Raw genomic sequence first — 23,175 nt, 5'->3', positions numbered from 1 at the left:
GAACGTGATCCGGATAGGTACCCGGGGCAGCCTGTTGGCCACCACGCAGGCTGGGGTCGTCAGAGACGCTTTGATCGCGCTGGGACACCCGGCGGAGCTGGTGACCATCAGCACCGCCGGGGACCGGTCGTCGGCGCCCATTGAAGACCTTGGGGTGGGTGTCTTCACCACCGCACTGCGCGAGGCCATGGACGAGGGCCGTGTCGACGCCGCCGTGCACTCCCACAAGGACCTGCCGACCGCCGACGACCCAAGGTTTGCTGTGGCGGCCATACCGGCGCGCAACGACCCACGCGACGCGGTGGTAGCACGGGATGGGCTGGTTCTTGCCGAGTTGCCACCCGGTTCGCTGGTGGGGACCTCCTCGCCGCGGCGGGCCGCGCAGCTTAGGGCATTGGGTCTCGGTTTGGAAATCCGCCCCCTACGAGGCAACCTAGATACCAGGTTGAACAGGGTAAGCAATGGTGATCTCGACGCGATCGTGGTAGCCCGGGCGGGACTGGCCCGGATCGGTCGCCTCGACGATGTCACCGAGACGCTAGAGCCGGTGCAGATGTTGCCAGCACCGGCTCAAGGCGCGCTCGCCGTCGAATGCCGTGCCGGTGATAGCCGGTTAGCGGCAGTGCTGGCGGAACTGGACGACGCCGACACGCGTGCGTCGGTCACCGCCGAGCGAGCCCTGCTGGCCGAACTGGAGGCCGGTTGCTCCGCACCGGTGGGCGCGATCGCCGAAGTGGTCGAGTCCATCGATGAGGAAGGCCGGATCTTCGAAGAGCTGTCGCTGCGCGGATGCGTGGCGGCGCTGGACGGGTCCGACGTGATCCGCGCGTCTGGCATCGGCGATCCCGGTCGGGCACGAGAGCTTGGGCTCTCGGTCGCCGCGGAGCTGTTCGAGCTGGGCGCGCGAGAGCTGATGAGCGGAGCGCGGCAAGACCCGGCGCGAGGAAATTAAATGCGAGTTACGTGGGAGCGACAATGACGACGCGAGGGCGTAAGCCGACACCGGGCCGCATCACGTACGTGGGCTCCGGCCCGGGTGACCCGGGATTGTTGACGACCCGGGCCGCCACAGTGCTGGCGAACGCCGCCCTGGTGTTCACCGACCCTGACGTGCCTGAGCCGGTGCTGACCCTGATCGGCAAAGACCTGCCGCCGGTTTCCGGTCCGGCTCCGGCCGAACCGGCCGCCACGAACGGCGACGGCGGTTCCGACCAGGCCAAGGTGCAGCCGGCGGTGATATCCGGCGGCCCCGACATCCGGCCGGCGCTGGGTGATCCCGCCGAGGTGGCCAAGACGCTGACCACCGAGGCGCGCACCGGCGTCGACGTGGTCCGATTGGTGGCCGGCGACCCGTTGACCGTCGACGCGGTCATCACCGAGGTCAATGCCATCGCGCGGAGCCACCTGCACATCGAGATCGTGCCCGGACTGGCCCCCAGCGACGCCGTCCCGACGTATGCGGGCCTGCCGCTGGGCTCGTCGCACACGGTGGCCGACGTGCGCGACCCACATGTGGATTGGGAAGCTTTGGCCGCGGCGCCCGGTCCGCTGATATTGCAGGCCACGTCGTCGCATCTGGCCGACGCGGCGCGCATCCTGATCGAGCATGAGCTCGCCGAGAACACCCCGTGCGTGGTGACCGCGCATGGCACCACCTGTCAGCAGCGTTCGATCGAAACCACGCTGCACGGCTTGACGGACTCGGCGGTGCTGGGCGGCACCGACCCCGCCGGTCCGTTGACCGGACCGCTGGTGGTGACCATCGGCAAGACGGTGGCCAGCCGGGCGAAGCTGAACTGGTGGGAGAGCCGCGCGCTGTACGGCTGGACCGTGTTGGTGCCCCGCACCAAGGACCAGGCGGGCGAGATGAGCGAGCGGCTGACGTCCTACGGTGCGCTCCCCGTCGAGGTGCCGACCATCGCCGTCGAGCCGCCGCGCAGCCCCGCCCAGATGGAGCGTGCCGTCAAGGGATTGGTCGACGGCCGCTTCCAGTGGGTGGTGTTCACCTCCACCAACGCCGTGCGCGCGGTGTGGGAGAAGTTCGGTGAGTTCGGGCTGGACGCGCGCGCGTTCTCCGGAGTGAAGATCGCGTGTGTGGGCGAGTCGACCGCCGACCGAGTCAGGGCGTTCGGGATCAGCCCGGAACTGGTGCCGGCCGGCGAACAGTCCTCACTGGGTCTGCTCGACGACTTCCCGCCCTACGACAGCATTTTCGACCCGGTCAACCGGGTCCTGCTGCCGCGTGCCGACATCGCCACCGAGACGCTGGCCGAGGGTCTGCGCGAACGTGGTTGGGAGATCGAGGATGTCACCGCCTACCGGACGGTGCGCGCCGCCCCGCCGCCGGCCGAGACGCGGGAAATGATCAAGACCGGCGGCTTCGACGCGGTGTGCTTCACGTCCAGCTCCACGGTGCGAAACCTGGTCGGCATCGCCGGCAAGCCCCACTCACGGACGATCATCGCCTGCATCGGTCCCAAAACCGCTGAGACCGCGGCCGAATTCGGCCTGCGGGTGGATGTCCAGCCCGAGACCGCAGCGGTTGGCCCGCTGGTCGACGCGTTGGCCGAACACGCCGCGCGGTTGCGCGCCGAGGGTGCGCTGCCACCGCCGCGCAAAAAGAGCCGCAGGCGCTAGTGGCGATCGCGAGCGCGGCGGAGCGCGCGCAGCGGGTCGCCACCCAACGGCCATGAGCGCATACCCGCGGCACCGCCCGCGCCGGCTTCGCACCACCCCGGCGTTGCGCCGTTTGGTGGCGCAAACGTCCTTGGAGCCAAGGCATCTGGTGCTGCCGATGTTCGTCGCCGACGGTATCGACGAACCGCGCCCGATCACGTCCATGCCGGGCGTGGTGCAGCACACCCGTGATTCTTTGCGCAACGCGGCGGCCAGTGCCGTCGCCGCGGGGGTGGGCGGACTGATGCTGTTCGGCGTCCCCCGGGACGAGGACAAGGATTCGACTGGGTCGGCCGGGACCGACCCCGACGGCATTCTCAATCTCGCCCTGCGGGACTTGGCCAAGGACCTCGGCGAGGCCACCGTGCTGATGGCCGATACCTGCCTCGACGAGTTCACCGACCACGGACACTGCGGCGTCCTTGATGCCCGGGGCCGGGTCGACAACGACGCCACCGTGGCCCGCTATGTGGAACTTGCTGTGGCGCAAGCTGAATCGGGCGCTCACGTGGTAGGGCCGAGCGGCATGATGGACGGTCAGGTGGGTGCGATTCGCGACGGATTGGACGCCGCGGGGTTCACCGACACAGCGATTCTGGCCTACGCCGCCAAGTTCGCGTCGGTGTTCTACGGCCCGTTTCGTGAGGCGGTCGGTTCTAGCCTGTCCGGCGACCGGCGCACCTATCAGCAGGAGGCGGGCAACGCCCGGGAGGCGCTGCGCGAGATCGCGCTCGATCTCGACGAGGGTGCGGACATCGTGATGATCAAGCCGGCGATGAGTTACCTCGACGTGGTCGCGGCCGCGGCGGACGTCTCGCCCGTTCCCGTCGCCGCCTACCAGGTGTCGGGGGAGTACGCGATGATTTGCGCTGCAGCGGCTAACAATTGGATTGATGAGCGCGCAGCGGCACTGGAGTCACTGACCAGCATCCGGCGCGCCGGAGCCGATATCGTTCTCACCTATTGGGCCGCGGATGCGGCAGGGTGGCTATCGTGAGATGGGGCTTGCGATGACTACCGACGGCGACACGACGGCCAAGCGGTTGTTCTACGAACCCGGCGCCAGCTGGTGGTGGGTGGCATGCGGCCCGCTCGCGGCGGTGGCCATGGTCCTGATCGAAATCTGGAGCGGTGCCCCGGTGTCGCTGGTGGTCCCCGCGATTTTCTTGGTGCTCGTATCGGCGTTCTTGGGGCTGCAGGTGAAGGCCGCACGGATCCACGTGTCGGTCGAGCTGACCGAAGACGCCCTACAACAAGGCACCGAAACAATTTTGGTGCGCGAAATTCTCAGGGTGTATCCCGAGGCCGAGAATCACGAAGCCTCCGGGAAGGAGCTGGCGCGGTGGCAGTCGGCCCGGGCGCTCGGCGAATTGGTCGGTGTGCCGCGCGGGCGGGTCGGCATCGGTCTCAAGCTCACCGGCCAGCGCACGGCCCAGGCGTGGGCGCGTCGTCATCGTCAGCTGCGGGCCGCGCTGACCCCACTGGTCCAGGAGCGGGTGGAGCCCACCCGATCCGATGTCATCGACGGAGATTGGGACGACGACACCGGGGCGGCGCAATGAACGCCGGCTACCGCGCGACGCTCGAACTCGTCTTGGCCGCCGCCGCGCTCGTGTGCGCGGGAGCGAGCTGGTCGCATTCCCATCACACGGTGTCCGTGGCGCCCATCGCGGACGGGCAGCCCTCCACCACGTCGCTGCTTTACGACCCGCAGCTGCTGCTGCTGACGCTGGTGCTGTTGACGAGTGCCGGGATGCTGGCGGTCATCGGGATCGCCCGGCTGCGGCGCGCCCGCTCCGGGGCTAAGACGTCTTCCTGACGAGCGGCAAGGCCATCCGGCGGCGGAGCACGATGGCGTCGGCCCGATCCTGCAGCGCCTCGTGAACCGAGCGCATGATCGGAAAACTGGCGTCATGACCGGTGTCATCGAGCACCTGGGTTACCGCTGAGCTGGCGACCAGCGTCCAATCCACGCCCGCGGCTCGACAATCGGCATCGAACGCGTACAGCAGCGAAATACCGGCTTCAGCAAATCCGCTGACGTCGGCCACGTCGAGCACCACAGGGTTTTCTCCGAGCGTGAAACGCGCTATGTGGTCGCTGATGCGGTCGACATTCGCGTCGTCGATTTCGCCCCGAACATGCACCACCGTCGCCAGGTGGCGGTAGTGGGCCCGGACCTGTGCGCCGTCGCAGTCAAACACGCAGTTGTCGTGGCCAGTCTGGCCGCCTGCGATCGTCATGAGGACCCCTTACTCTCCGTGGCGCTCGCGCCGTCTCTGGGGGGCCGCCTCCACGCTCACCAAAGGTTGTACACAACGTTATGCCGCAAGCCTAAGGAGACCGGAAGCCACGCCTAACGCTTTGCTAAGAAGCGATTAAGGCCCCAGCGCGATATATCTGCTGAGCAAACGCCCAGTGGACGCCAAGAGCGCTCGGAGGGTCCCGGAACGCCGCATGCCACACCACAACCGTCCACGCGTGCCGGCGATTGCGCTGCTACGCTGCCAGGGCTGCCGGTTGCTAGTCGGGGGGCTTGTGAAAAGGCGAGATTTCCCGCTCAGCCGAAGTAGCACAACGAAACAGCAGGATTCGGACGGGAAGAGCAGCGTGCGGGGCGGAGAAATCAGGGGCGAGATCACGGCCCTGACGGGGCTCCGCATCGTCGCCGCGCTCTGGGTGGTGCTGTTCCATTTCCGGCCGATGCTCGGCGACGTGTCGCCCGATTTCCGCGACGCCCTGGCGCCGGTGCTCAATTGCGGCGCCCAAGGCGTCGACCTCTTCTTCATTCTCAGCGGGTTCGTGCTGACGTATAACTATCTCGACCGCATGGGCCGGTCCTGGTCGACCCGCGCGACTCTGCATTTCCTGTGGCTGCGGCTGGCTCGGGTGTGGCCGGTGTACCTGGTCACCTTGCACCTCGCCGCCCTGTGGGTGATCTTCACCCTGCACGTCGGCCATGTGCCGTCGCCGGATGCCGCTTCCCTCACCGCGATCAGCTACGTGCGCCAAATCCTGTTGGTGCAGTTGTGGTTTGTGCCGTTCTTCGATGACTCGAGTTGGGACGGTCCGGCCTGGTCGATCAGCGCGGAATGGCTGGCCTATGTGCTCTTTGCCGTCTTGGTGCTGGTCCTGTTGCGGATGAAACAGGCGACCAGGGCGCGCAGCCTGATGGTCCTGGCATTCGCCGCATCGCTGCCGCCGGTGGTGATGTTGCTTGCCAGTGGCCACTTCTACACACCGTGGAGCTGGCTGCCGCGGATCGTCACACAGTTCACCGCCGGCGCGTTGGCCTGTGCCGCGGTACGGCGGCTGCGGCTGAGCGATCGTGGCCGCCGCCTCGCCGGGTACATGTCGCTGCTTCTTTTGGCCGCCATGGTCGGCGTGCTGTATTGGTTTGGCGCGCACCCGATATCGGGAGTGGTGGAGAACGACAGTGGTGGCGTGGTCGACGTGTTGTTCGTTCCGCTGGTGATATCGCTGGCGGTCGGACTGGGAAGCCTGCCGAGGGTGTTGTCGACCCGGGTGATGGTGTACGGCGGCAAGATCTCGTTCTGCCTGTACATGGTGCATGAGCTGGTGCACACCTCCTGGGGATGGGCCGTCGAGCAATTCGAACTCCCGACCCTGGATAATCCATGGAAATGGAATGTCATCGGCCTGCTGGTGATTGCTTTGGCAGTTTCGGTGCTGCTATATCACGGCGTCGAAGAGCCCGGCCGCCGCTGGATGCGCAAAATGGTCGATGTCAGGGCCGTCAACGCGAGAAGCGATCCCGGCGAGTCGAACAGTAAGCTGCATCCGATCGACCGTCCGCTGGAAGCGGTTTCGGCCCGCGCGGTGTGATGGCCGCCTCAGCGGCCGGCCGCGACTCACGGGGAATACTTGATGAGGGCGCGCCGGCGCCCGACGATGCCGTTGACAGTGGAGGTGAGAGTGAGTCGTCTGGCCACCTTTCTCATTGGGTTGAGTTTTCTGGCGGGCGTAGGCATCGCATACCCGGCGCAGGTGCACACCTACGAGACACTGACGCTTGACTTCCGGCTGAATCATGTGGCAGTGGTGGGTGATTCGTATACCACCGGAACCGATGAGGGCGGTCTGGGCTCGAGATCGTGGACGTCGCGCGCGTGGCAGTTGCTCGGTTCGCGGGGTTCGAGGATCTCAGGAAGTGTGGCGGCGGAGGGCAAAGCCGGTTATGGGATGCCCGGCGACCACGGCAGTATCTTCGAGGATCTGACCGCCAGAGCGGTCCAGCCCGACGATGCGCTGGTGGTGTTCTTCGGATCCCGCAACGACCAGGGTGTGGATCCCGGGACACTGACCGTAAAAACCAACGCTGCCTTGGATCTGGCGCACCGGCTTGCGCCGGCGGCGCGGTTGCTGGTGATCGGACCGCCGTGGCCGACCGTGGATGTGCCGCCTTCGATGTTTCTGATTCGCGACATCCTCGCCGGCGCGGCCGGGGCGGCAGGAGCGACGTTCATCGACCCGATCGCCGAACACTGGTTCGTCGACCGACCCGACCTGATCGGTGCGGACGGGGTGCATCCGAACGACGCGGGGCACCAGTACATGGCGGACAAGATCGCGCCGCTCATCCGCACGCAGCTGTCGACCTGACTCAGGTGTGCCGAGCGGCTTCCTGGGCAAGCTGAACCCGCGATGACACAGCGAGTTTGGCGTAGACGTGCGCGGCTTCAGTCTTCCGCGTGCCGCTCGTAGTCCCAGCGCTCCAAACGATCTTGCACGTGGAGCAAGCCGAGTCCGGCGAAGGGCGCGGCTACTGCGATGCAAACCAGCAACAGCGGAGACATGACTTAAAACCTCCAAAAACCCTTCACTGATCTGACGTTGGTCAGCCATGAGAAGTTCATTGCGCTCACCCGTTCGCCAGGGCCCGGTCCGCGAGGGCACCCATCAGCGGGGCCACCAACTGCGCGTACTCGGTTGTCACATGGTTGTCGTCGCGGAACACCAGGGTGTTGCCGACCACGATCGGGCAGCGGTCGGCGGTGCAGAACAGGTCGGACAGATCGGCGTAGCGGCCGCCGTTGCCGGTCGTCGCCGCCTGCTCAGCGGCGATCCCGTCGCCGTCCACGGCCGCGGATCTCGTTGGCGCACAAGAGTTCACGTCGTCGAGGTGGGCGGACAGACACGTCGGCGCGGACGAGTGCGGGTCGGCGGCGGGTCCCAGCACCAGGACGGTTGCGCCGGTGGCGCGCAGCCGCGCCACGGTGCGTCCCAGAGTGTCGATCCACGCCGGGTCATAGGAGGTGAAGCCGAAGTCCCCGCCGTAGCGCCGGCTCATGTCCAGCACGATAAGACGGGGGTGTTCGGCGTTCATCCGGCCGATGATCTGGGCGCGCCACTGTTCGCATTCGGTGTACTCGCGGCCCAGGTACGGACTCACGATGTGCAGGTCCTGCAGCGGGCAGGTCACCTTGGCCAGCGTTTCCAGTCGCCAGTGCCGCTGCTCGGCGAGCTGCTCGAACGCCGGGTTCCACATGGCGGCGTGCGAGTCACCGATCAGGGCGACGGTCGTCGGCGAGGCGGTGTCGCCGGTCGCGCACTCGCTTTGTCCGACGTCGCGCCAGGAGCGCACGCAGCCGTCGACGAACACGGCGGCCTTGTCGGCGGGCGCCTTGGCCAGCGGTGGGTCCAGGTTTGACGGGACGGCTCGCAGGTCGGCGGCCGCGGCGAGCGCCACGCGCGCCTGGTCGAAGCCGTGCCGAACCGCCGCTTCCTGCGGGCTGACGGCGGGGACGTTGGCCGGGGGGGTCGCAATGATCTTGGCTCGCGGCGCGGCCACCCCGTGGCCCACCGGTGCCGGTATCACGTTGAGCAGCAGCATGCAGGCGCACGCGGTGGCGGCACTGGCACCGCCCGCCACGACCAGGCTGACTTTCGCGGATCGGCGCAGTGCCGCGGCGAAGCGGCCGGGATTCTCCACCAAATGCAGGGTGATGACGGCGAGTCCGGCGGAGACGGCCGTCGCGCTCAGCCTGGCCGGCAGACCCGCGGGCTCACCGAGCAGCGCCGGCATCAGCAGCAGCACCGGCCAGTGCCATAGGTACCAGGAGTAGGAGATCCGCCCGATTGCGCGCATCGCGGGGCGGCACAGCAGGCGACCGGGCCCGAGCCCGCCGGTGACGGCGCCGCCGCCGATGATCAGCGCGGTGCCCAGCACCGGCAGCAGCGCCTCGGTGCCGGGATACGGGGTGTGGGAGTTGAGCTGGGTGCAAGTCAGCAGGATCAACGCCAGACCGCCCCAGCCGACGATCGACGCGGTCCGCAGCGACAGCCTGCGCCACTGCTGGATCGACAGGGCCACCAGACCACCGGCCGCCAATTCCCAAGCGCGGGTGGGCAGCGAGAAGAACGCCCACGACGGCGAGGTGCGGGTCCACAGCGCGCCCGCCGTCAACGACGAGGCGGCGACCACCGCGAGGACCACCGCATATGGTGTCGCGCGCGTCGTGGCCCCGCGAAGAATCGGGATGCGCCGGACCGACCAGGCGGTGGCGATGATCAGCACCGGCCACACCAGGTAGAACTGTTCCTCCACGCCCAGCGACCAGTAGTGCTGGAACGGTGACGGGGCGTCCGAGGTCAGGTAGTCGGTCCCGCGCAGTGCGAACCGGTAGTTGCCGACATACAGGGCGCTGGCGATGCCGTCGAGAAACACGCTGCGCGCCTGCAGCGGGGGCAGCACCGCGGCCGCACCGATCGCGGTGATGGTGCCGACGATGGCGGCGGCCGGCAGCAGCCGCCGGGCACGCGCACCGTAAAACCGGTCCAGCCGAACGGTATTCGTGCTGCTTGCCTCGCGAAAGAGCAGCCCTGTGATGAGGAAGCCGGAGATGACGAAGAAGACGTCCACCCCGACGTAGCCGCCGGTGATTCCGGGGATGCCGGCGTGGTAAAGCACGACGGCGATCACCGCGACGGCGCGCAGTCCCTCGATGTCGGGCCGGAATCCTTTTCGGGAAGTCCGCCGCTCCACTTGGTGTGGGCCGCCGGCGACTGATTTCTCCCGAAGTGTCATGTGCGTGGGCTAGGTCGCCATCCAGGCCAGTTCGCCGGGCAGTTGGCTGCGCCAGAAGGCGATGTCGTGCCCGCCGAGGGAGAAACTGCCCGCCGGCTGAGCCTTCAACTGGTAGACGAATTGCTTTGTGGCGAAATAGAAGCGGTCGAAGTTGCCGCAGTCCACGCGCAGCGGAATCGAATTCAGCGCCGGCAGGCCCAGCACGCTGTTCTGCACAAAGTCATCGTTGCTGTCGAACGCCCCGGGAGCACTGGTCGCATACGAGGTGTACAACGCCGGGCTGATCGCGCAGATGCCGGCGGTGCGTGACGGCCCCAGCTTGGCACCCAGACGAAGCGCCCCATATCCGCCCATCGACCACCCCATGAAACCGACCCGGGAGGTGTCGAAACCCATCGTCGACAGCATCGGCAGCAGTTCGTCGAGCACCATGGCTCCGGAGTCCTCACCGGAAGTCCTTTTGTGCCAATAGGTGTTGCCGCCGTCGACGCCGACCACCGCGAACGGCGGCTTACCCTCCTTGGCCAGCTGGGCCAGGCCGTCCGGGACGCCCATGTCAAGCATCTGGTTGGCGTCCCCGTCCACGCCGTGCAGTGCGATCACGGGACGGAGCATCCCGGTCTGGCCGGGCGGCACCGCGATCACGTAGTTGGTCTTGATGCCCCCACGGGCCGCCGACACGAACGACCCGGTGAGCTTGGTCGGCAGGCTCTTGCCCGCCGTCGGCGGCTCGAACGGCGCGGGAGCCTGCGGCAACGTCGCGGCCTGCGACTTGTCCGGAGCCAGCAGGGAGCTGAAGGTGAACACGCCTGCGGCTCCGAGGGTGGCACCGGCGCCCATCCGGAGCACCGCTCGGCGTGTGAAGTCAGGCATGATCGCAATAATGCCGCGCTGGCCGGGGATTACCCGCCGAGCCACGCCGTATTGGAAGCATTGTGTGATCCGGCGTGACCGTTCGGTCACGAAGCGGTGATCTTTTCACCGCGCCAGGCCGTCGCCCGGCGCGGCCAATAACGGCGCCGAGTTGCGGCATCGCACGAGATCGTAGTCATCGTAGCGCCGATACCGCTGATTGGCGCCACCTGAAGCATTGCGATCGTATTGCCTTCTGGGACAGCGCGAGATGCGGTCAGCGCTTGACATCCATCCGGTGCGTCGACGGTCCCGTTCGTCGCGCGCGGTCACCGTCTGCCTCGGTGATGGCGGTGTCCAGACGGGGATGCAATCTCGCAGGTTTCAACCCTCGATCCCCGACGGGGACTTCAGAAGGATGGATCCCGGCGTGCACAGGAGCGAAAGAGGGTTGTGAATTGAGTCTCGCGTTTCATTGGTTTCTGCCGACCTACGGCGATTCGCGGAATCTGGTCGCGGGCGGGCACGGCACACCGATGTCGGGCAACCGGCCCGCGACACTGAAGTATCTGCACCAGATCTGTACGGCCGCCGAAGACAACGGTTTCGAAGCTGTCCTCACGCCGACGGGATTGTGGTGTGAGGACGCGTGGTTGACGACGGCAATGCTGGTCGAATCGACCGAAACCCTGAAATTTCTGGTGGCGTTCCGTCCCGGCATGCTCAGCCCGACCCTGGCCGCGCAGATGGCCGGGACCTTCCAGCGGCACTCGGATGGACGGTTGCTGCTCAACGTCGTCACGGGCGGTGAACCGCACGAGCAACGGGCCTACGGGGACTTCCTGGACAAGGAGGCCCGGTATGCCCGCACCGCCGAGTTTTTGCATGTGGTGCGGCAGCTGTGGACCTCGAAAGAGCCGGTGACCTTTGTGGGAGAACACATCCAGGTCGAGGGTGCGCAACTGAACAACCCGCCCGACCCGATACCGGCGGTGTTCTTCGGCGGGTCCTCGGCATCCGCCGGGCCGGTGGCGGCCAACCACTCCGATGTGTACCTCACCTGGGGTGAACCGCTGACTGCGGTCGCCGAGAAGCTCGACTGGGTTCGCGGATTGGCCGTCGACGCCGGCCGGATTCTGCAGTACGGCTTGCGGATTCACGTGATCAGCCGGGATACGGCCGCCGAGGCGTGGGCCGAGGCCGACCGGTTGCTCTCCGCGATCGACCCGGCCGATATCGAGCGGGTGCAAAGCAGCCTGGCGCGCAGCGAATCCGAAGGCCAGCGCCGCATGCTGGACCTGCACGGCGGCGACAGCAGCAAATTGCTGGTCGCGGCCAACCTGTGGGCCGGGGTCGGCCTGGTTCGTGGCGGAGCGGGCACCGCCCTGGTCGGCTCCCACGCCGAGGTCGCCGAGCGGCTGGCCGAATACGCCAAATTGGGCATCTCCCACTTCATCTTGTCGGGATATCCGCATCTGGAAGAGGCCTACTGGTTCGGCGAGGGTGTGCTGCCGATTCTGGAGCGAATGGGTTTGTGGCGTCACCCCAACCGCCAGTCGTACCCGGCGGCGGGGACGCCGTTCGCGGTCGCCTCGGCCCACTAAGGGGTCATGGCAGCCACCTTGCCCGCGTCCGTACCCAGCGCCGATATCGCCGGCCCGGGGCCCGACACGGTTGATGAATCCGCCGAGCAGCAGTGTCGACGGTTGCGCATTGTCGTCGCGGCGAGCCTGTTGGGCACCACGGTCGAGTGGTACGACTTCTTTCTGTACGCGACCGCGGCGGGACTGGTGTTCAACAAGGTGTTCTTCCCCAATGAGAGTTCATTGGTGGGAACAGTATTGGCGTTCGCGACCTTTGCCGTCGGGTTTGTCATGCGGCCCATCGGGGGCCTGGTGTTCGGCCACATCGGCGACCGGATCGGACGCAAGCGCAGCCTTGCCCTGACCATGCTCATCATGGGTGGCGCGACGGCACTGATCGGGGTTTTGCCAACGGCCGCACAGATCGGGGCGTGGGCGCCCGTACTGCTGTTGGTCCTACGTGTGCTGCAGGGTTTTGCGCTGGGAGGTGAGTGGGGCGGGGCGGTACTGCTGGCCGTCGAACACAGCCCGGGCGACCGGCGTGGCCGCTATGGGGCGATTCCGCAAATAGGGTTGGCGCTCGGACTGGCCTTGGGCACCGGCATATTCGCGTTCTTGCAAATCGTTTTGGGGCCGGCGCAGTTCCTGTCCTACGGCTGGCGCATCGGATTTCTGCTGAGCCTGCTGCTGGTTGTGATCGGCATCGTGGTCCGGTTGCGGGTGGAGGAGACACCGGCGTTCCGGGAGTTGCAGGACCTGCAGGCCTCATCGACCGTGCCGATCCTGGACATCGTCCGCGAGCCGCGTTCGCGGCGCAACACCGTGCTCGGGCTGCTGTCGCGGTGGGCGGAAGGATCGGCGTTCAACACGTGGGGCGTCTTCGCCATTAGTTACGCCACCGGCGCGTTGGGCCTGAACCGGGTGTCGGTCTTGGTGGTGGTGACCCTTGCCGCCTTGGTGATGGCGGTGCTGCTACCGATTTCGGGTCGACTGACCGAGTGCTTCGGTGCGCGGCGGGTGTACCTGGCCGGTATCGCCGGCTACGGCCTGGCGGCCTTTCCGGTGTTCGCCTTGTTCGGCACCAGGAACCTGGTCTGGTTCGGGCTGGCAATGATCCTCGTGTTCGGTGTCGTGCACGCACTGTTCTACGGCGCGCAGGGCACGTTGTACTCGTCGCTGTATCCCACCGGCACCCGCTACACCGGTTTGTCGTTCGTCTACCAGTTCTCGGGCGTGTACGCATCCGGGGTGACGCCGATGATTCTCACCGCGCTGATCGCGGCCGCCGGCGGGGCGCCCTGGCTGGCCTGCGGGTATCTGGTGGCCACCGCGGTGATCAGTGTGATCGCGACGGCGCTGATCCGCGATCGCGACCTGTATCTGTAGGTCATTGTTGCTGCGGGCCGCGAAGCCCGCTAGCGTCCGGGCATGCGGCGCACGCAACGCCAGGTGAGTTCCGGTTCTGCCGGTGACGGACCCCGACCGCCGGATGACGGTGCTAATCCGCAACTGCGCCAAGGACTGTCGCAGCGTCAGCTCAGCATGATCGCCCTGGGTGGCGTGATCGGCGCCGGTCTATTCGTCGGGTCCGGTGTGGTGATCAAAGACACCGGCCCGGCCGCGTTCCTCACCTACGCCCTGTGCGGTCTGCTCATCGTCCTGGTGATGCGGATGCTGGGTGAGATGGCGGCCGCGAACCCGTCGACCGGATCGTTCGCCGACTACGCCGCCAAGGCCCTGGGCGGCTGGGCGGGATTCTCGGTGGCGTGGCTGTATTGGTACTTCTGGGTGATCGTGGTGGGCTTCGAGGCGGTCGCCGGCGGTAAGGTGCTCAACTACTGGTTTCACGCACCGCTGTGGCTGCTGTCGCTATGCCTGATGGTGTTGATGACCGCAACCAACTTGTTCTCGGTGTCGTCTTTCGGCGAATTCGAATTCTGGTTCGCCGGAATCAAAGTCGCGACGATCGCGATTTTTCTGGCCGTGGGCGCCGCGTACGTCCTGGGATTGGTGCCGGGCCATCACGGTGGTCTGGCCAATCTGGGATCGCACGGCGGATTCTTTCCCCACGGTGTGGGCGCGGTGTTCGCCGCCATCGTGGTGGTGATCTTCTCCATGGTGGGTGCCGAGATCGTCACCGTCGCCGCCGCCGAAAGTCGCGACCCCGAACTCACGGTCCAAAAGGCGACCCGGTCGGTCGTGGCCCGCATCGGGATCTTCTTCGTCGGCTCGGTTTTCCTACTCGTGGTGCTCTTGCCCTGGGACTCCGTGGAACTCGGCGCCTCGCCGTATGTGGCCGCCCTCAAACACATGGGGCTCTCCGGCGCGGACCAGGTGATGAACGCTGTGGTGCTGACCGCGGTGTTGTCGTGCCTGAACTCCGGTCTGTATACCGCGTCGCGCATGTTGTTCGTGCTCGCCGAGCGGGGCGAGGCCCCCATGCGGCTGGTCAAATTGAGCGGACGCGGCGTTCCCCACGTCGCGATCCTGTGCTCGTCGGCGGTCGGTTTTCTGTGCGTCATCATGGCGCGGGTCGCGCCCAACACGGTGTTCCTGTTCTTGCTCAACTCCTCGGGCGCCATCATCTTGTTCGTCTACTGGCTGATCGCCCTGTCTCAGATCATCCTGCGCCGCCGGACCCCCGCCGAAAAACTGACGGTGAAAATGTGGCTCTACCCGGTGCTGTCCATTCTCACGCTGACCGGAATCACCGCGGTGCTGGTGCAAATGGCGTTCGATCACGCGGCGCGCAGCCAGCTATGGCTCAGCCTGCTGTCCTGGGCGGCGGTGATCGCGCTCTACTTTCTCGCACGATTCCGCGGCCGTGTCCGCGCGGTCTCCGGAGATTAGGTCTTTTTCGAGGCGCTAGCCAGCACGTGCGCTATCGAATTCCGGACTCACACAACGGCGGAGTTCTCGGTGCCGAGGCGGGGCGTGACCCAGAGCGAACCCTCACCCCGCATGGGCTCCGGCGCGGCTGCTCAGCAAACCGAGCCGCTGCAGATCGGTGACATATTTGTCGATCAACGCCTCGGTCACGTGCGGCACGTCCTTGTCGCTACCGATCCCCGCCGATTGCACTGCGGCACGGAATTTTTCGGCCGGCATGCCGGTACCGTGCGTCGGCTGACCGGGCTTCGCGTAGGCATTCATCAGCGGTAGCAGGGAGCTCTTTCGCTGGTTCTCGGGCAGCGCCTTCATCGCCTCGGTGAATCTGGCCAGCCACTGCTGGTAATCGTCGATGCGCTCGATCGGGTGTCCGCCGGCGACGAGCCAGTCGACGAAGGTGTCCAGGGAAACACCGTCGTCGTGGGTATTGAGCACGTTGTAGGTGTGATAGCCCCGCAGGGCACGCGCCCCGAGAGCGGTGATGGCCTCCGCGGTGAAATCGGCCGGCAGCCCGTCGTAATGGGCGCGCTGCGGATTGCCGGACGCATCGAGCTGATAGAACGACCGCGGTGCGAGCCCGGTGGCCACCACGCTCAAGATCAGGCGCGTGAACATGTCCGGCACGTTGAGCTGACCGGCGAATTGGCTGTGCGCCAAGATCATGTCGGACCGGAAGACCGCCACCGGAACGCCACACAAGTCGTGGGCCTCGCGCAGCAGCACCTCGCCCGCCCATTTGCTCGTGGCGTAGCCGCTGGCATACGACTCGTCGAGCGACCGCGAGGGGCTCGCCGAGCGCACATCGACGTCCTCGCCGATGAAGCTACCGTCCGGCAGTGTGGTCACCGCCACGGTGGAGATGTAGTTGATCAGCTTGAGCCGCTTGGTGATTGCGAGCTTGATGATCTCGGCGGTGCCCACCACGTTGGGTCCGAACAGTTGGCTGTAGGGCAGCACGTGGTTGACCAGGGCGGCCGAATGCACGACGAGGTCGACCGACTCGGCGAGCCGCTCGTAGGTGGGTGTGTCCAGCCCGAGGTTGGCCGCCCCCACGTCGCCGACGAGCACCCGCAGATGCTTGTCGGCCAATCGGCGGAAGCGATCGGACAATTCGTCGTCTCCGCTGTCGATCGCCGCCTCTATGCGCTGACGTCCGGCGGTCGGATCGGCGCCACGCGCCAAACAGATCACCGTGCCGCCGTCGGGTGCCAGCCGCTCGAGCCAATCCAGGCACAAGAACCGCCCGAGATAGCCGTTGGCTCCGGTCAGGAGCACGGTGTTGACCGTGCCCGCGGCAGCGGGCAGCCGGGGCGCGGCGGCCAGCGTGTCGGCGTCGATGAAGCTGTCCAGCGTCAGGTCCGCCGCGCGTGCCACCGTGGCGCCGCGTCCGTGCACCGATGCGAACGTCGGTCGCGTCGACACCGAGGTACGTTCTCCATCAATGAAGTTCGCGACGGTGCTCAGGTTGGCGGTGGGGCTGACGATCGTTTGCACCGGCACATCGATGTTGAAGATCTCCGCCAGGAGTGTGGCGAACGAAAACGCGGACAGCGAATCACCGCCGAGCTCAATGAACTTCGCGCCGGCGCGCAGCGCGGTGTCCGCCGGCAGGCCCAGCGTGGCCGCGGCCGCCCGCCGGACCGTATCGATCGTGGGCAGCTCGCGGCTGGCGGAGCGCAGCTCGCCGAGCTGGTTGCCGTGGCTGGCCTCGATGTCGTCGTACATGGCGTCGAGGCGTTCGCCGTAGTGCGCCTTGAGGGCCGGCCGCAGCAGCTTGCCGACCCCGGACAATAATCCGTTGTCCCGGGTGAAACGTTGTGGCTCCAACAGAAAGTCGCGCGGGATCTCGTAGGGGTGCAAGCGGGCGTCGGAGCCGATCCGTTGCAGCGAGTCGGCGATCAGGGCACGCGCGTCCCCATCGCCCACCGCGTCGTCGTTCGGCACGATCACCGCGAGCAGGAACGGCTGCTCGCTGCTGCCGTAGAGGAAGATTTGCCGGATGTACGGGCTCGTCGAGAAGGTCGCCTCCAACTGTGAGACCGCGACGAATTCACCCTGCGAGAGTTTGATCACGTTGTTGCTGCGGTCCAGATACACCAGGTGGTCGGGCCCGAGCTCGGCCATGATGTCACCGGTCTTGTAGAACCCCTCGTCATCGAAGATCTTCGCCGACAGCTCGGGGTGTTTGAAATACCCGGGAATCACGTTGCTGGCCTTGAGGTGTAGCTCGCCGCGCGGGTACGGCTTGTCGGTGGTGAGGTAGCCCAGCTCGGGGACGTCGACCAGTTTGTAGTCGGTCACCGGTGGGCGCCTGATCCTGCCGCTGCGCATGATGCCGCCGCCGGTCTCGGTGGCGCCGTAGCCGTCGGCCACCGGGATGTCGAGCAGCGACTCCATGAAGGCGTGCATCTGCTTGGACAGCGGGGCGCTGCCGCACATCGCCGATATGACCCGCCCACCGATGAAGTCTTGCCGCAGTTCGGCTTTCACCATGTCATCGAGCTGCTCCCCGGCGAGCTCACCGCCGGAGCGCTGGTCGAGCTCTTTGCGGTAGCGCCGAAAGAACATGTCGCACACCCGCGGAACAAGGTTCAGGGCGGTGGGCCGGACCAAACTGATATCGTCGAACAGGGTGGACATGTCACTCTTGGCGGCGAAGTAGCCGATACCCCCGGAGGCCAGGGTGGCGATCAACCATTCCAGCCCGTATACGTGCGAAAGCGGCATGTACTGCAGGTGGATCGCCGGAACCGGCCTGCCGATGTCCACCGACGGACTGTGCGGTCGCTGCCAGATCCGGGTCATCATGTCGGTGGTATACATGGCGCCTTTCGGGGCGCCGGTGCTGCCAGAGGTGTAAATCAGTGTGGCCAGCGGGTTTTCGCCATCCGCCGGGACAAAGGCCGGAGTTGGCGGGAGCCCGCGGCCCGACTCGAGTTCGGTGGAAAGCGACACCACCTTGGCGCGATGCCCGGCGTCACGCAGCCGTTCGTGGGCCTGGTCGTAGTGGCCGCGCTGCTCGTCGTCCTCGGTGCTGTAGTCGAACACCACCAGGCGCTCGACCCAGGGCGCATCGACGACGAGATCGACTGCGGTGCCCAGGGACTCGACGCTCACGGCAAGGATTCGCGGCGCCGTCTCGGCGACGATCGGGGCGAGCTGGGCCGCTGTGGAACTGGTCTGCAGCGGCACGAACACCGCGCCCAGCCGGATGCACGCCAGGTAATGCACGACGTAGTCGATGCTGGTGAAGCCCAGGACGGAGACGAAATCGCCCGGATTGAAGCCGCCCGGCAGATCGGATTGCCACGCGGCGGCCAGCGCCGCGACCCGGCCACCCAGCTCGCGGTAGGTGATGGTTTCGAATCCGGACAGCAGTGTCGTCGCTGCGCGCCCGGATGCCGGATCGCGCACCACCTCGCAGGCGCGCTGCCCCAGTGCCGGCCGGTCGGCATAACCACTCAGATAGGTGTCGACGACCTCGGACAGCCGCAACCCTGAGCGATGCGCGGCGTCGGTCACTTCCGGCATCGACGCGGCGGCCCGGAACTGCGGGTCGTTGGCATAAAGCTGTTCGACGCGCTCGGCCAGTCGCTGTTCGCGGTCTGAGTCGTTGACGGTCTCAGTCATCGGCGGCTTCCTCTCGTCGCGCGCGTGCCGCTGCCGTATACCCGCCCCGGCCGCGCCCAGTCAGCGCCCTTTCGTTCGGTCGACTGGTCAGCGCGGTCAGCGTCGCGCTCGCCGGGGCCGCAACACCAGCCGCCGCGATCCGCCTCGCCCGGTCGTCAGGGCGTCCGCGTGAGCAACACCGCTTGCTCGAACGGCAGCCTCGCGAAAACCGGTCGCACCCTGCGTGTTACGTGCGCCGCGGCCTCGTCCTTGGTGACCACGCGCGGATCGGCGATGCCGAAAGTCTTGCCTTTGCTGCGCAGTCGCCCACCGCCCGCCGCCTTCAGGTTCTTCAGCCAATCGCGGTCGGGGCCATAGGTAAGAAGGATGGCCACCCCGGGTTTGCCCTCGAGATCGGTGTTGAACACGTTGACTGGTGTCCGATACGGCTTGCCCGAGCGCCGTCCGACATGCTCGACGATCCCGAACGGCGGAAGCCAACCGGCCCAGATCCGCTGAATCGGGTTGGTGACGTGACGGTTGAACCGGGCAAGTCCTTGTGGGAGTTGCATACCACCATCCAACTCGCAGGTGCCGGGCCAGGACAACCCAATCTTTCGCGCAGCAACAGGTCTACTGTCGTCTCATGGCGGAATCACCGGGTGACGACGCCGCCCGGCGCGCTCAGGAACTGGTGCGCAGGGAGCAGGAACTCGCCGCGGGAAAGTCCATCACCGCATCGGACGTGGCGCACGCGGCGCAGCGTGCCGAGCTTTCTCGTGAGCGTGACCAGGCGGCGCACCTACGTGGGGTGCAGCGTCATTATGAAGCCGGTGTCGCGCACGAGCGCGCCGCCGAAGTCCAGGAACGCGCGGTCGCCGAGGGTCTCGGTGACGTCGCCGCGCACCAACGCGCGGCGGACAAGGAACACGAGGCTGCCCGCCGCAACTTCATCGCAGCGCAAGAAGCCGACCAGCAGGGCGCCGATTAACCCGGCCACCCGGACCGCGCCGCCTACCCCCAGCCTGTTCTGCTACACCCTGTAGTGGAACGGCCCGCGCGGGCTGGGACACTAGTCGTCATGGGAAGCAGTGATCAGGCGACCGCGCACGCCACCGGGGCCCCCCGGGCTACGGCGGCGTCGGCCCGATTGTTCGAGGATGCCTGCGCCGTCATTCCCGGTGGGGTGAACTCCCCGGTCCGCGCGTTCACCGCGGTGGGCGGGACGCCACCGTTCATCACCGCGGCACGCGGGTGCAGGCTGACCGACGCCGACGGCAACGGCTACGTGGACCTGGTCTGCTCGTGGGGGCCGATGATCCTGGGTCACGCGCACCCGGCCGTTGTCGAGGCCGTGGCCAAGGCCGCCGCGTCGGGCCTGTCGTTCGGGGCGCCCACGCCGGCCGAGAGTGAGCTGGCCGCCGAGATGATCGGGCGGGTGGCACCGGTCGAACGGATCCGACTGGTCAACTCCGGCACCGAGGCCACCATGAGCGCCGTGCGGCTGGCCCGCGGCTTCACCGGCCGGGCCAAGGTCGTCAAGTTCTCCGGCTGCTACCACGGCCATGTCGACGCGTTGCTCGCCGACGCCGGCTCCGGGGTGGCGACACTGGGCCTACCGTCCTCGCCCGGGGTCACCGGTGCGACGGCCGCCGACACAATCGTGTTGCCCTACAACGACATCGATGCCGTGCAGCAGACCTTCGCCCGGTTCGGCGACCAGATCGCGGCGGTGATCACCGAGGCCAGCCCCGGCAACATGGGCGTGGTCCCACCCGCACCCGGCTACAACGCCGCGCTGCGCGCGATCACCGCCGAGCACGGCGCGCTGCTGATCATCGACGAGGTGATGACCGGCTTCCGGGTCAGCCGAAGTGGTTGGTACGGAATCGATCCGGTCGAGGCCGACCTGTTCACCTTCGGCAAGGTGATGAGCGGCGGCTTGCCGGCCGCCGCGTTCGGCGGGCGAGCCGAGGTGATGGAGCGGCTGGCCCCGCTGGGCCCGGTCTATCAGGCCGGCACCCTGTCGGGTAACCCGGTGGCGATGGCCGCCGGGCTGGCCACCCTGCGCAACGCCGACGCAGCCGCCTACGCCGCGCTGGACGCCAACGCCGATCGCCTGGCGGGGCTGTTCTCCGAAGCCCTCACGAATGCCGGTGTAGCGCACCAGGTTCCGCGCGCCGGCAACATGCTCAGCGTGTTCTTCTCCGAAACACCGGTGACGGACTTCGCGTCCGCGCGGGCCACCCAGACTTGGCGTTATCCGCCGTTCTTCCACACGCTGCTGGACGCGGGTGTGTACCCGCCGTGCAGCGCCTTCGAGGCGTGGTTCGTCTCAACCGCGCTGGACGACAGCGCGTTCGACCGGATCGCCGACGCCCTGCCCGCGGCGGCCAGGGCCGCCGCGCAAGCCGAGGAGGGGAAGTCCTGATGGCCGAGCACACCCGGGTGCACGTCGTGCGGCACGGCGAGGTGTACAACCCGAGCGGCATCCTCTACGGACGCCTGCCCGGGTTTCACCTCTCCGACAACGGCCTGGCGCAGGCGGCCGCGGTGGCCGAGGCGCTGGCCGATCGCGACATCGTCGCGGTGATCGCCTCGCCGCTGCAACGGGCCCAGGAAACCGCCGCGCCCATCGCCGCCAAGCACGGTCTGGCCGTCGACACCGACCCGGATCTGATCGAATCGGCCAACTTCTTCGAGGGCAAACGGGTCAGCCCCGGCGCCGGCGCCTGGCGCAACCCGCGGGTGTGGTGGCAGCTGCGCAACCCTTTCCGGCCGTCCTGGGGCGAGCCGTACGCCGAGATAGCCGCCCGGATGGAGACGGCGGTGGACAAGGCCCGCGCCCGCGGCGCCGGCCACGAGGTGGTGTGCGTCAGCCATCAACTGCCGGTGTGGACGCTGCGGCTGCACCTCACCGGCCGGCGACTGTGGCACGACCCGCGTCGGCGGGAATGCGGGCTCGCGTCGGTGACGACACTGGTCTACGACGGCGACCGGCTGGTCGACGTCGAGTACTGCGAGCCGGCGGCGACTTGATCACCCGGCGACGACAGGCGAGGGCGGGGGCGGTGCTGGCGGCGCTGCTGCCCGCCCTGCTCGCCGGCTGCTCCTCCGGGCACGACGCCGTCGCCCAGGGCGGCACCTTCGAATTCGTCTCGCCCGGCGGCAAGACCGACATCTACTACGACCCACCGTCCAGCCGCGGCCGCCCCGGACCGCTGGCCGGGCCCGACCTGGCCGACCCGGCGCACACGCTGTCACTGGACGATCCGATCTTCGCCGGCCGGGTGGTGGTCATCAACATCTGGGGGCAGTGGTGCGGGCCGTGCCGCGCCGAGGTCACCCAGCTTCAGCAGGTGTACGACGCCACCCGCGGGGCGTCGCCGGTGTCTTTTCTCGGCATCGACGTCCGGGACAACAACCGGCAGGCGGCGCTGGACTTCGTCAACGACCGCCAGGTGACGTTCCCGTCCATTTACGACCCGGCGATGCGCACCCTGATCGCATTCGGCGGCAAATACCCCACCACCGTGATCCCGTCCACGCTGGTCCTGGACCGCCAGCACCGCGTCGCGGCGATTTTCCTGCGCGAACTGCTGGCGACCGACCTGCAGCCGGTGGTGCAGCGACTGGCCGGTGAGGCATCGCCGACCGCGGCCGGTAAGGCAGGGCCGGCGCAGCAATGACGGGATTCACCCAGATCGCCGCCGCCGGACCACTTCTGGTGGCCCTCGGTGTGTGCCTGCTGGCCGGACTGGTGTCGTTCGCCTCGCCGTGCGTGGTGCCGCTGGTGCCCGGCTATCTGTCGTACCTGGCCGCGGTCGTCGGGGTTGACGAACAGCCGCCCGAAGGTGCGATCAAAGCCCCGCCGGGCGCCCGATGGCGGGTCGCGGGGTCCGCGGCGTTGTTCGTCGCCGGGTTCACCACGGTGTTCGTCCTCGGCACCGTCGCCGTCCTCGGCATGACGACCACACTGATCAACAACCAACTGCTGCTGCAACGGGCCGGGGGAGTGCTGACCATCGGCATGGGCCTGGTGTTCGTGGGCCTCGTCCCGGCGCTGCAACGGCAGGCCCGGTTCAGTCCCCGACAGCTCACGACGGTCGCCGGAGCGCCGGTGCTGGGCGCGGTGTTCGCTCTGGGCTGGACGCCCTGCCTGGGCCCGACGCTGGCCGGCGTGATCACCGTTGCCTCGGCGACCGACGGCGCCAGCGTGGCGCGCGGAATCGTGTTGGTGATCGCCTACTGCCTGGGCCTGGGCATCCCATTCGTGCTGCTCGCATTCGGCTCGGCCGGCGCGGTCGGCGGCCTGGGCTGGCTGCGCCGGCACACCCGGGCCATCCAGATCTTCGGCGGCGTCCTGCTGATCACCGTGGGCGCGCTGCTGGTCACCGGCGTGTGGAACGACGTCATCTCCTGGCTGCGCGACGCGTTCGTCTCCGACGTGAGGTTGCCGATTTGAGGCAACTCCTCGTAGGGCTTGTTCAAACGAGCCGCAACACCTGGCGCGCGCTG

20 protein-coding genes are annotated in these 23,175 nt (G+C 67.4%); 15 read left to right on the top strand and 5 right to left on the bottom strand.

The genetic code is table 11. The features are described 5' to 3' along the window. Nucleotides 1-4: 4 nt before the first annotated feature. Genes hemC through A5782_RS18090 form a run of 5 tightly spaced genes read left to right on the top strand, consistent with a single transcriptional unit; the run spans nt 5 to nt 4,495 of the window. On the top strand, nt 5-952 hold the full coding sequence (hemC, locus tag A5782_RS18110; protein ID WP_067103173.1) for a hydroxymethylbilane synthase: 948 nt from the start codon (nt 5-7) through the stop codon (nt 950-952). A gap of 23 nt (nt 953-975) precedes the next feature. Then, a complete protein-coding gene (locus A5782_RS18105) occupies nt 976-2,637 on the top strand; it encodes a uroporphyrinogen-III synthase (protein WP_067103064.1) in 1,662 nt (553 codons plus the stop codon). A 52-nt stretch (nt 2,638-2,689) separates the two neighbouring features. Further along, nucleotides 2,690-3,673, top strand: coding sequence for a porphobilinogen synthase (gene hemB / locus A5782_RS18100; protein ID WP_082942992.1), 984 nt, complete (start codon nt 2,690-2,692; stop codon nt 3,671-3,673). A 13-nt stretch (nt 3,674-3,686) separates the two neighbouring features. After that, nucleotides 3,687-4,238, top strand: a complete 552-nt coding sequence (locus A5782_RS18095; protein WP_067103171.1) for a DUF3093 family protein — start codon at nt 3,687-3,689, stop codon at nt 4,236-4,238. Next, a complete protein-coding gene (locus tag A5782_RS18090) occupies nt 4,235-4,495 on the top strand; it encodes a hypothetical protein (RefSeq protein WP_067103060.1) in 261 nt (86 codons plus the stop codon). The genes A5782_RS18095 and A5782_RS18090 overlap by 4 nt, the downstream gene beginning before the upstream one ends. On the opposite strand, the gene A5782_RS18085 is transcribed toward A5782_RS18090, so the two are convergent. Further along, nucleotides 4,479-4,919, bottom strand: a complete 441-nt coding sequence (locus A5782_RS18085; protein ID WP_067103057.1) for an STAS domain-containing protein — start codon at nt 4,917-4,919, stop codon at nt 4,479-4,481. The genes A5782_RS18090 and A5782_RS18085 overlap by 17 nt on opposite strands. A 367-nt stretch (nt 4,920-5,286) precedes the next feature. On the opposite strand from A5782_RS18085, the gene A5782_RS18080 reads away from it, so the two are divergent. Together A5782_RS18080 and A5782_RS18075 are read left to right on the top strand one after the other, a co-directional pair. After that, entirely contained in the window at nt 5,287-6,522 is a 1,236-nt protein-coding gene (locus A5782_RS18080; protein ID WP_067103055.1) for an acyltransferase, read from the top strand. Between the two features lie 90 nt (nt 6,523-6,612). Then, a complete protein-coding gene (locus tag A5782_RS18075) occupies nt 6,613-7,299 on the top strand; it encodes a GDSL lipase (protein WP_067103053.1) in 687 nt (228 codons plus the stop codon). A gap of 259 nt (nt 7,300-7,558) precedes the next feature. Here the strand turns inward: A5782_RS18075 and A5782_RS18070 are convergent, their stop codons facing one another. Further along, the gene (locus tag A5782_RS18070; protein ID WP_082942991.1) at nt 7,559-9,682 is read right to left on the bottom strand and encodes an acyltransferase family protein; all 2,124 of its coding nucleotides are present in this window, start codon (nt 9,680-9,682) and stop codon (nt 7,559-7,561) included. A 51-nt stretch (nt 9,683-9,733) separates the two neighbouring features. Beyond that, nucleotides 9,734-10,597 carry an alpha/beta hydrolase gene (locus tag A5782_RS18065; RefSeq protein WP_369815647.1) on the bottom strand — a complete coding sequence of 288 codons (864 nt, stop codon included), beginning with the start codon at nt 10,595-10,597 and terminating at the stop codon, nt 9,734-9,736. A 437-nt stretch (nt 10,598-11,034) separates the two neighbouring features. Between A5782_RS18065 and A5782_RS18060 the strand changes: the two genes are divergently transcribed. The 3 genes from A5782_RS18060 to A5782_RS18050 are packed head-to-tail and all read left to right on the top strand — an operon-like array spanning nt 11,035 to nt 15,009. After that, nucleotides 11,035-12,180, top strand: coding sequence for an LLM class flavin-dependent oxidoreductase (locus A5782_RS18060; protein WP_067103047.1), 1,146 nt, complete (start codon nt 11,035-11,037; stop codon nt 12,178-12,180). 6 nt (nt 12,181-12,186) lie between these two features. Further along, entirely contained in the window at nt 12,187-13,545 is a 1,359-nt protein-coding gene (locus A5782_RS18055) for an MFS transporter (protein WP_067103045.1), read from the top strand. A 42-nt stretch (nt 13,546-13,587) separates the two neighbouring features. Continuing rightward, complete coding sequence (locus tag A5782_RS18050) at nt 13,588-15,009, top strand: amino acid permease (protein ID WP_255360781.1); 1,422 nt, start codon at nt 13,588-13,590, stop codon at nt 15,007-15,009. 102 nt (nt 15,010-15,111) lie between these two features. Here A5782_RS18050 and car read toward each other — a convergent pair whose 3' ends face one another. Together car and A5782_RS18040 are read right to left on the bottom strand one after the other, a co-directional pair. Then, nucleotides 15,112-18,678: a carboxylic acid reductase gene (car, locus tag A5782_RS18045; protein ID WP_067103043.1), complete on the bottom strand. Its 3,567-nt coding sequence runs from the start codon at nt 18,676-18,678 to the stop codon at nt 15,112-15,114. Between the two features lie 155 nt (nt 18,679-18,833). After that, on the bottom strand, nt 18,834-19,229 hold the full coding sequence (locus tag A5782_RS18040; RefSeq protein ID WP_067103041.1) for a nitroreductase family deazaflavin-dependent oxidoreductase: 396 nt from the start codon (nt 19,227-19,229) through the stop codon (nt 18,834-18,836). A 74-nt stretch (nt 19,230-19,303) separates the two neighbouring features. Between A5782_RS18040 and A5782_RS18035 the strand changes: the two genes are divergently transcribed. The 5 genes from A5782_RS18035 (at nt 19,304) to A5782_RS18015 (ending at nt 23,122) form a co-directional block, all read left to right on the top strand. After that, the gene (locus tag A5782_RS18035; RefSeq protein WP_067103039.1) at nt 19,304-19,648 is read left to right on the top strand and encodes a hypothetical protein; all 345 of its coding nucleotides are present in this window, start codon (nt 19,304-19,306) and stop codon (nt 19,646-19,648) included. 90 nt (nt 19,649-19,738) lie between these two features. Beyond that, a complete protein-coding gene (gene hemL / locus A5782_RS18030) occupies nt 19,739-21,088 on the top strand; it encodes a glutamate-1-semialdehyde 2,1-aminomutase (protein WP_067103037.1) in 1,350 nt (449 codons plus the stop codon). After that, the gene (locus A5782_RS18025) at nt 21,088-21,696 is read left to right on the top strand and encodes a histidine phosphatase family protein (protein ID WP_067103035.1); all 609 of its coding nucleotides are present in this window, start codon (nt 21,088-21,090) and stop codon (nt 21,694-21,696) included. Before hemL ends, A5782_RS18025 begins: the two co-directional genes overlap by 1 nt. Next, nucleotides 21,696-22,346, top strand: coding sequence for a TlpA disulfide reductase family protein (locus A5782_RS18020; protein WP_067103167.1), 651 nt, complete (start codon nt 21,696-21,698; stop codon nt 22,344-22,346). The genes A5782_RS18025 and A5782_RS18020 overlap by 1 nt, the downstream gene beginning before the upstream one ends. Then, nucleotides 22,343-23,122 carry a cytochrome c biogenesis CcdA family protein gene (locus tag A5782_RS18015; protein ID WP_067103034.1) on the top strand — a complete coding sequence of 260 codons (780 nt, stop codon included), beginning with the start codon at nt 22,343-22,345 and terminating at the stop codon, nt 23,120-23,122. Before A5782_RS18020 ends, A5782_RS18015 begins: the two co-directional genes overlap by 4 nt. Nucleotides 23,123-23,175: the final 53 nt, after the last annotated feature.

It is taken from the genome of Mycobacterium sp. 852002-40037_SCH5390672 (assembly GCF_001665875.1).
Taxonomy (GTDB): domain Bacteria; phylum Actinomycetota; class Actinomycetes; order Mycobacteriales; family Mycobacteriaceae; genus Mycobacterium.
Note: the sequence above shows the minus strand (reverse complement) of the source record. Positions and strands in the feature narration are given on the sequence as shown.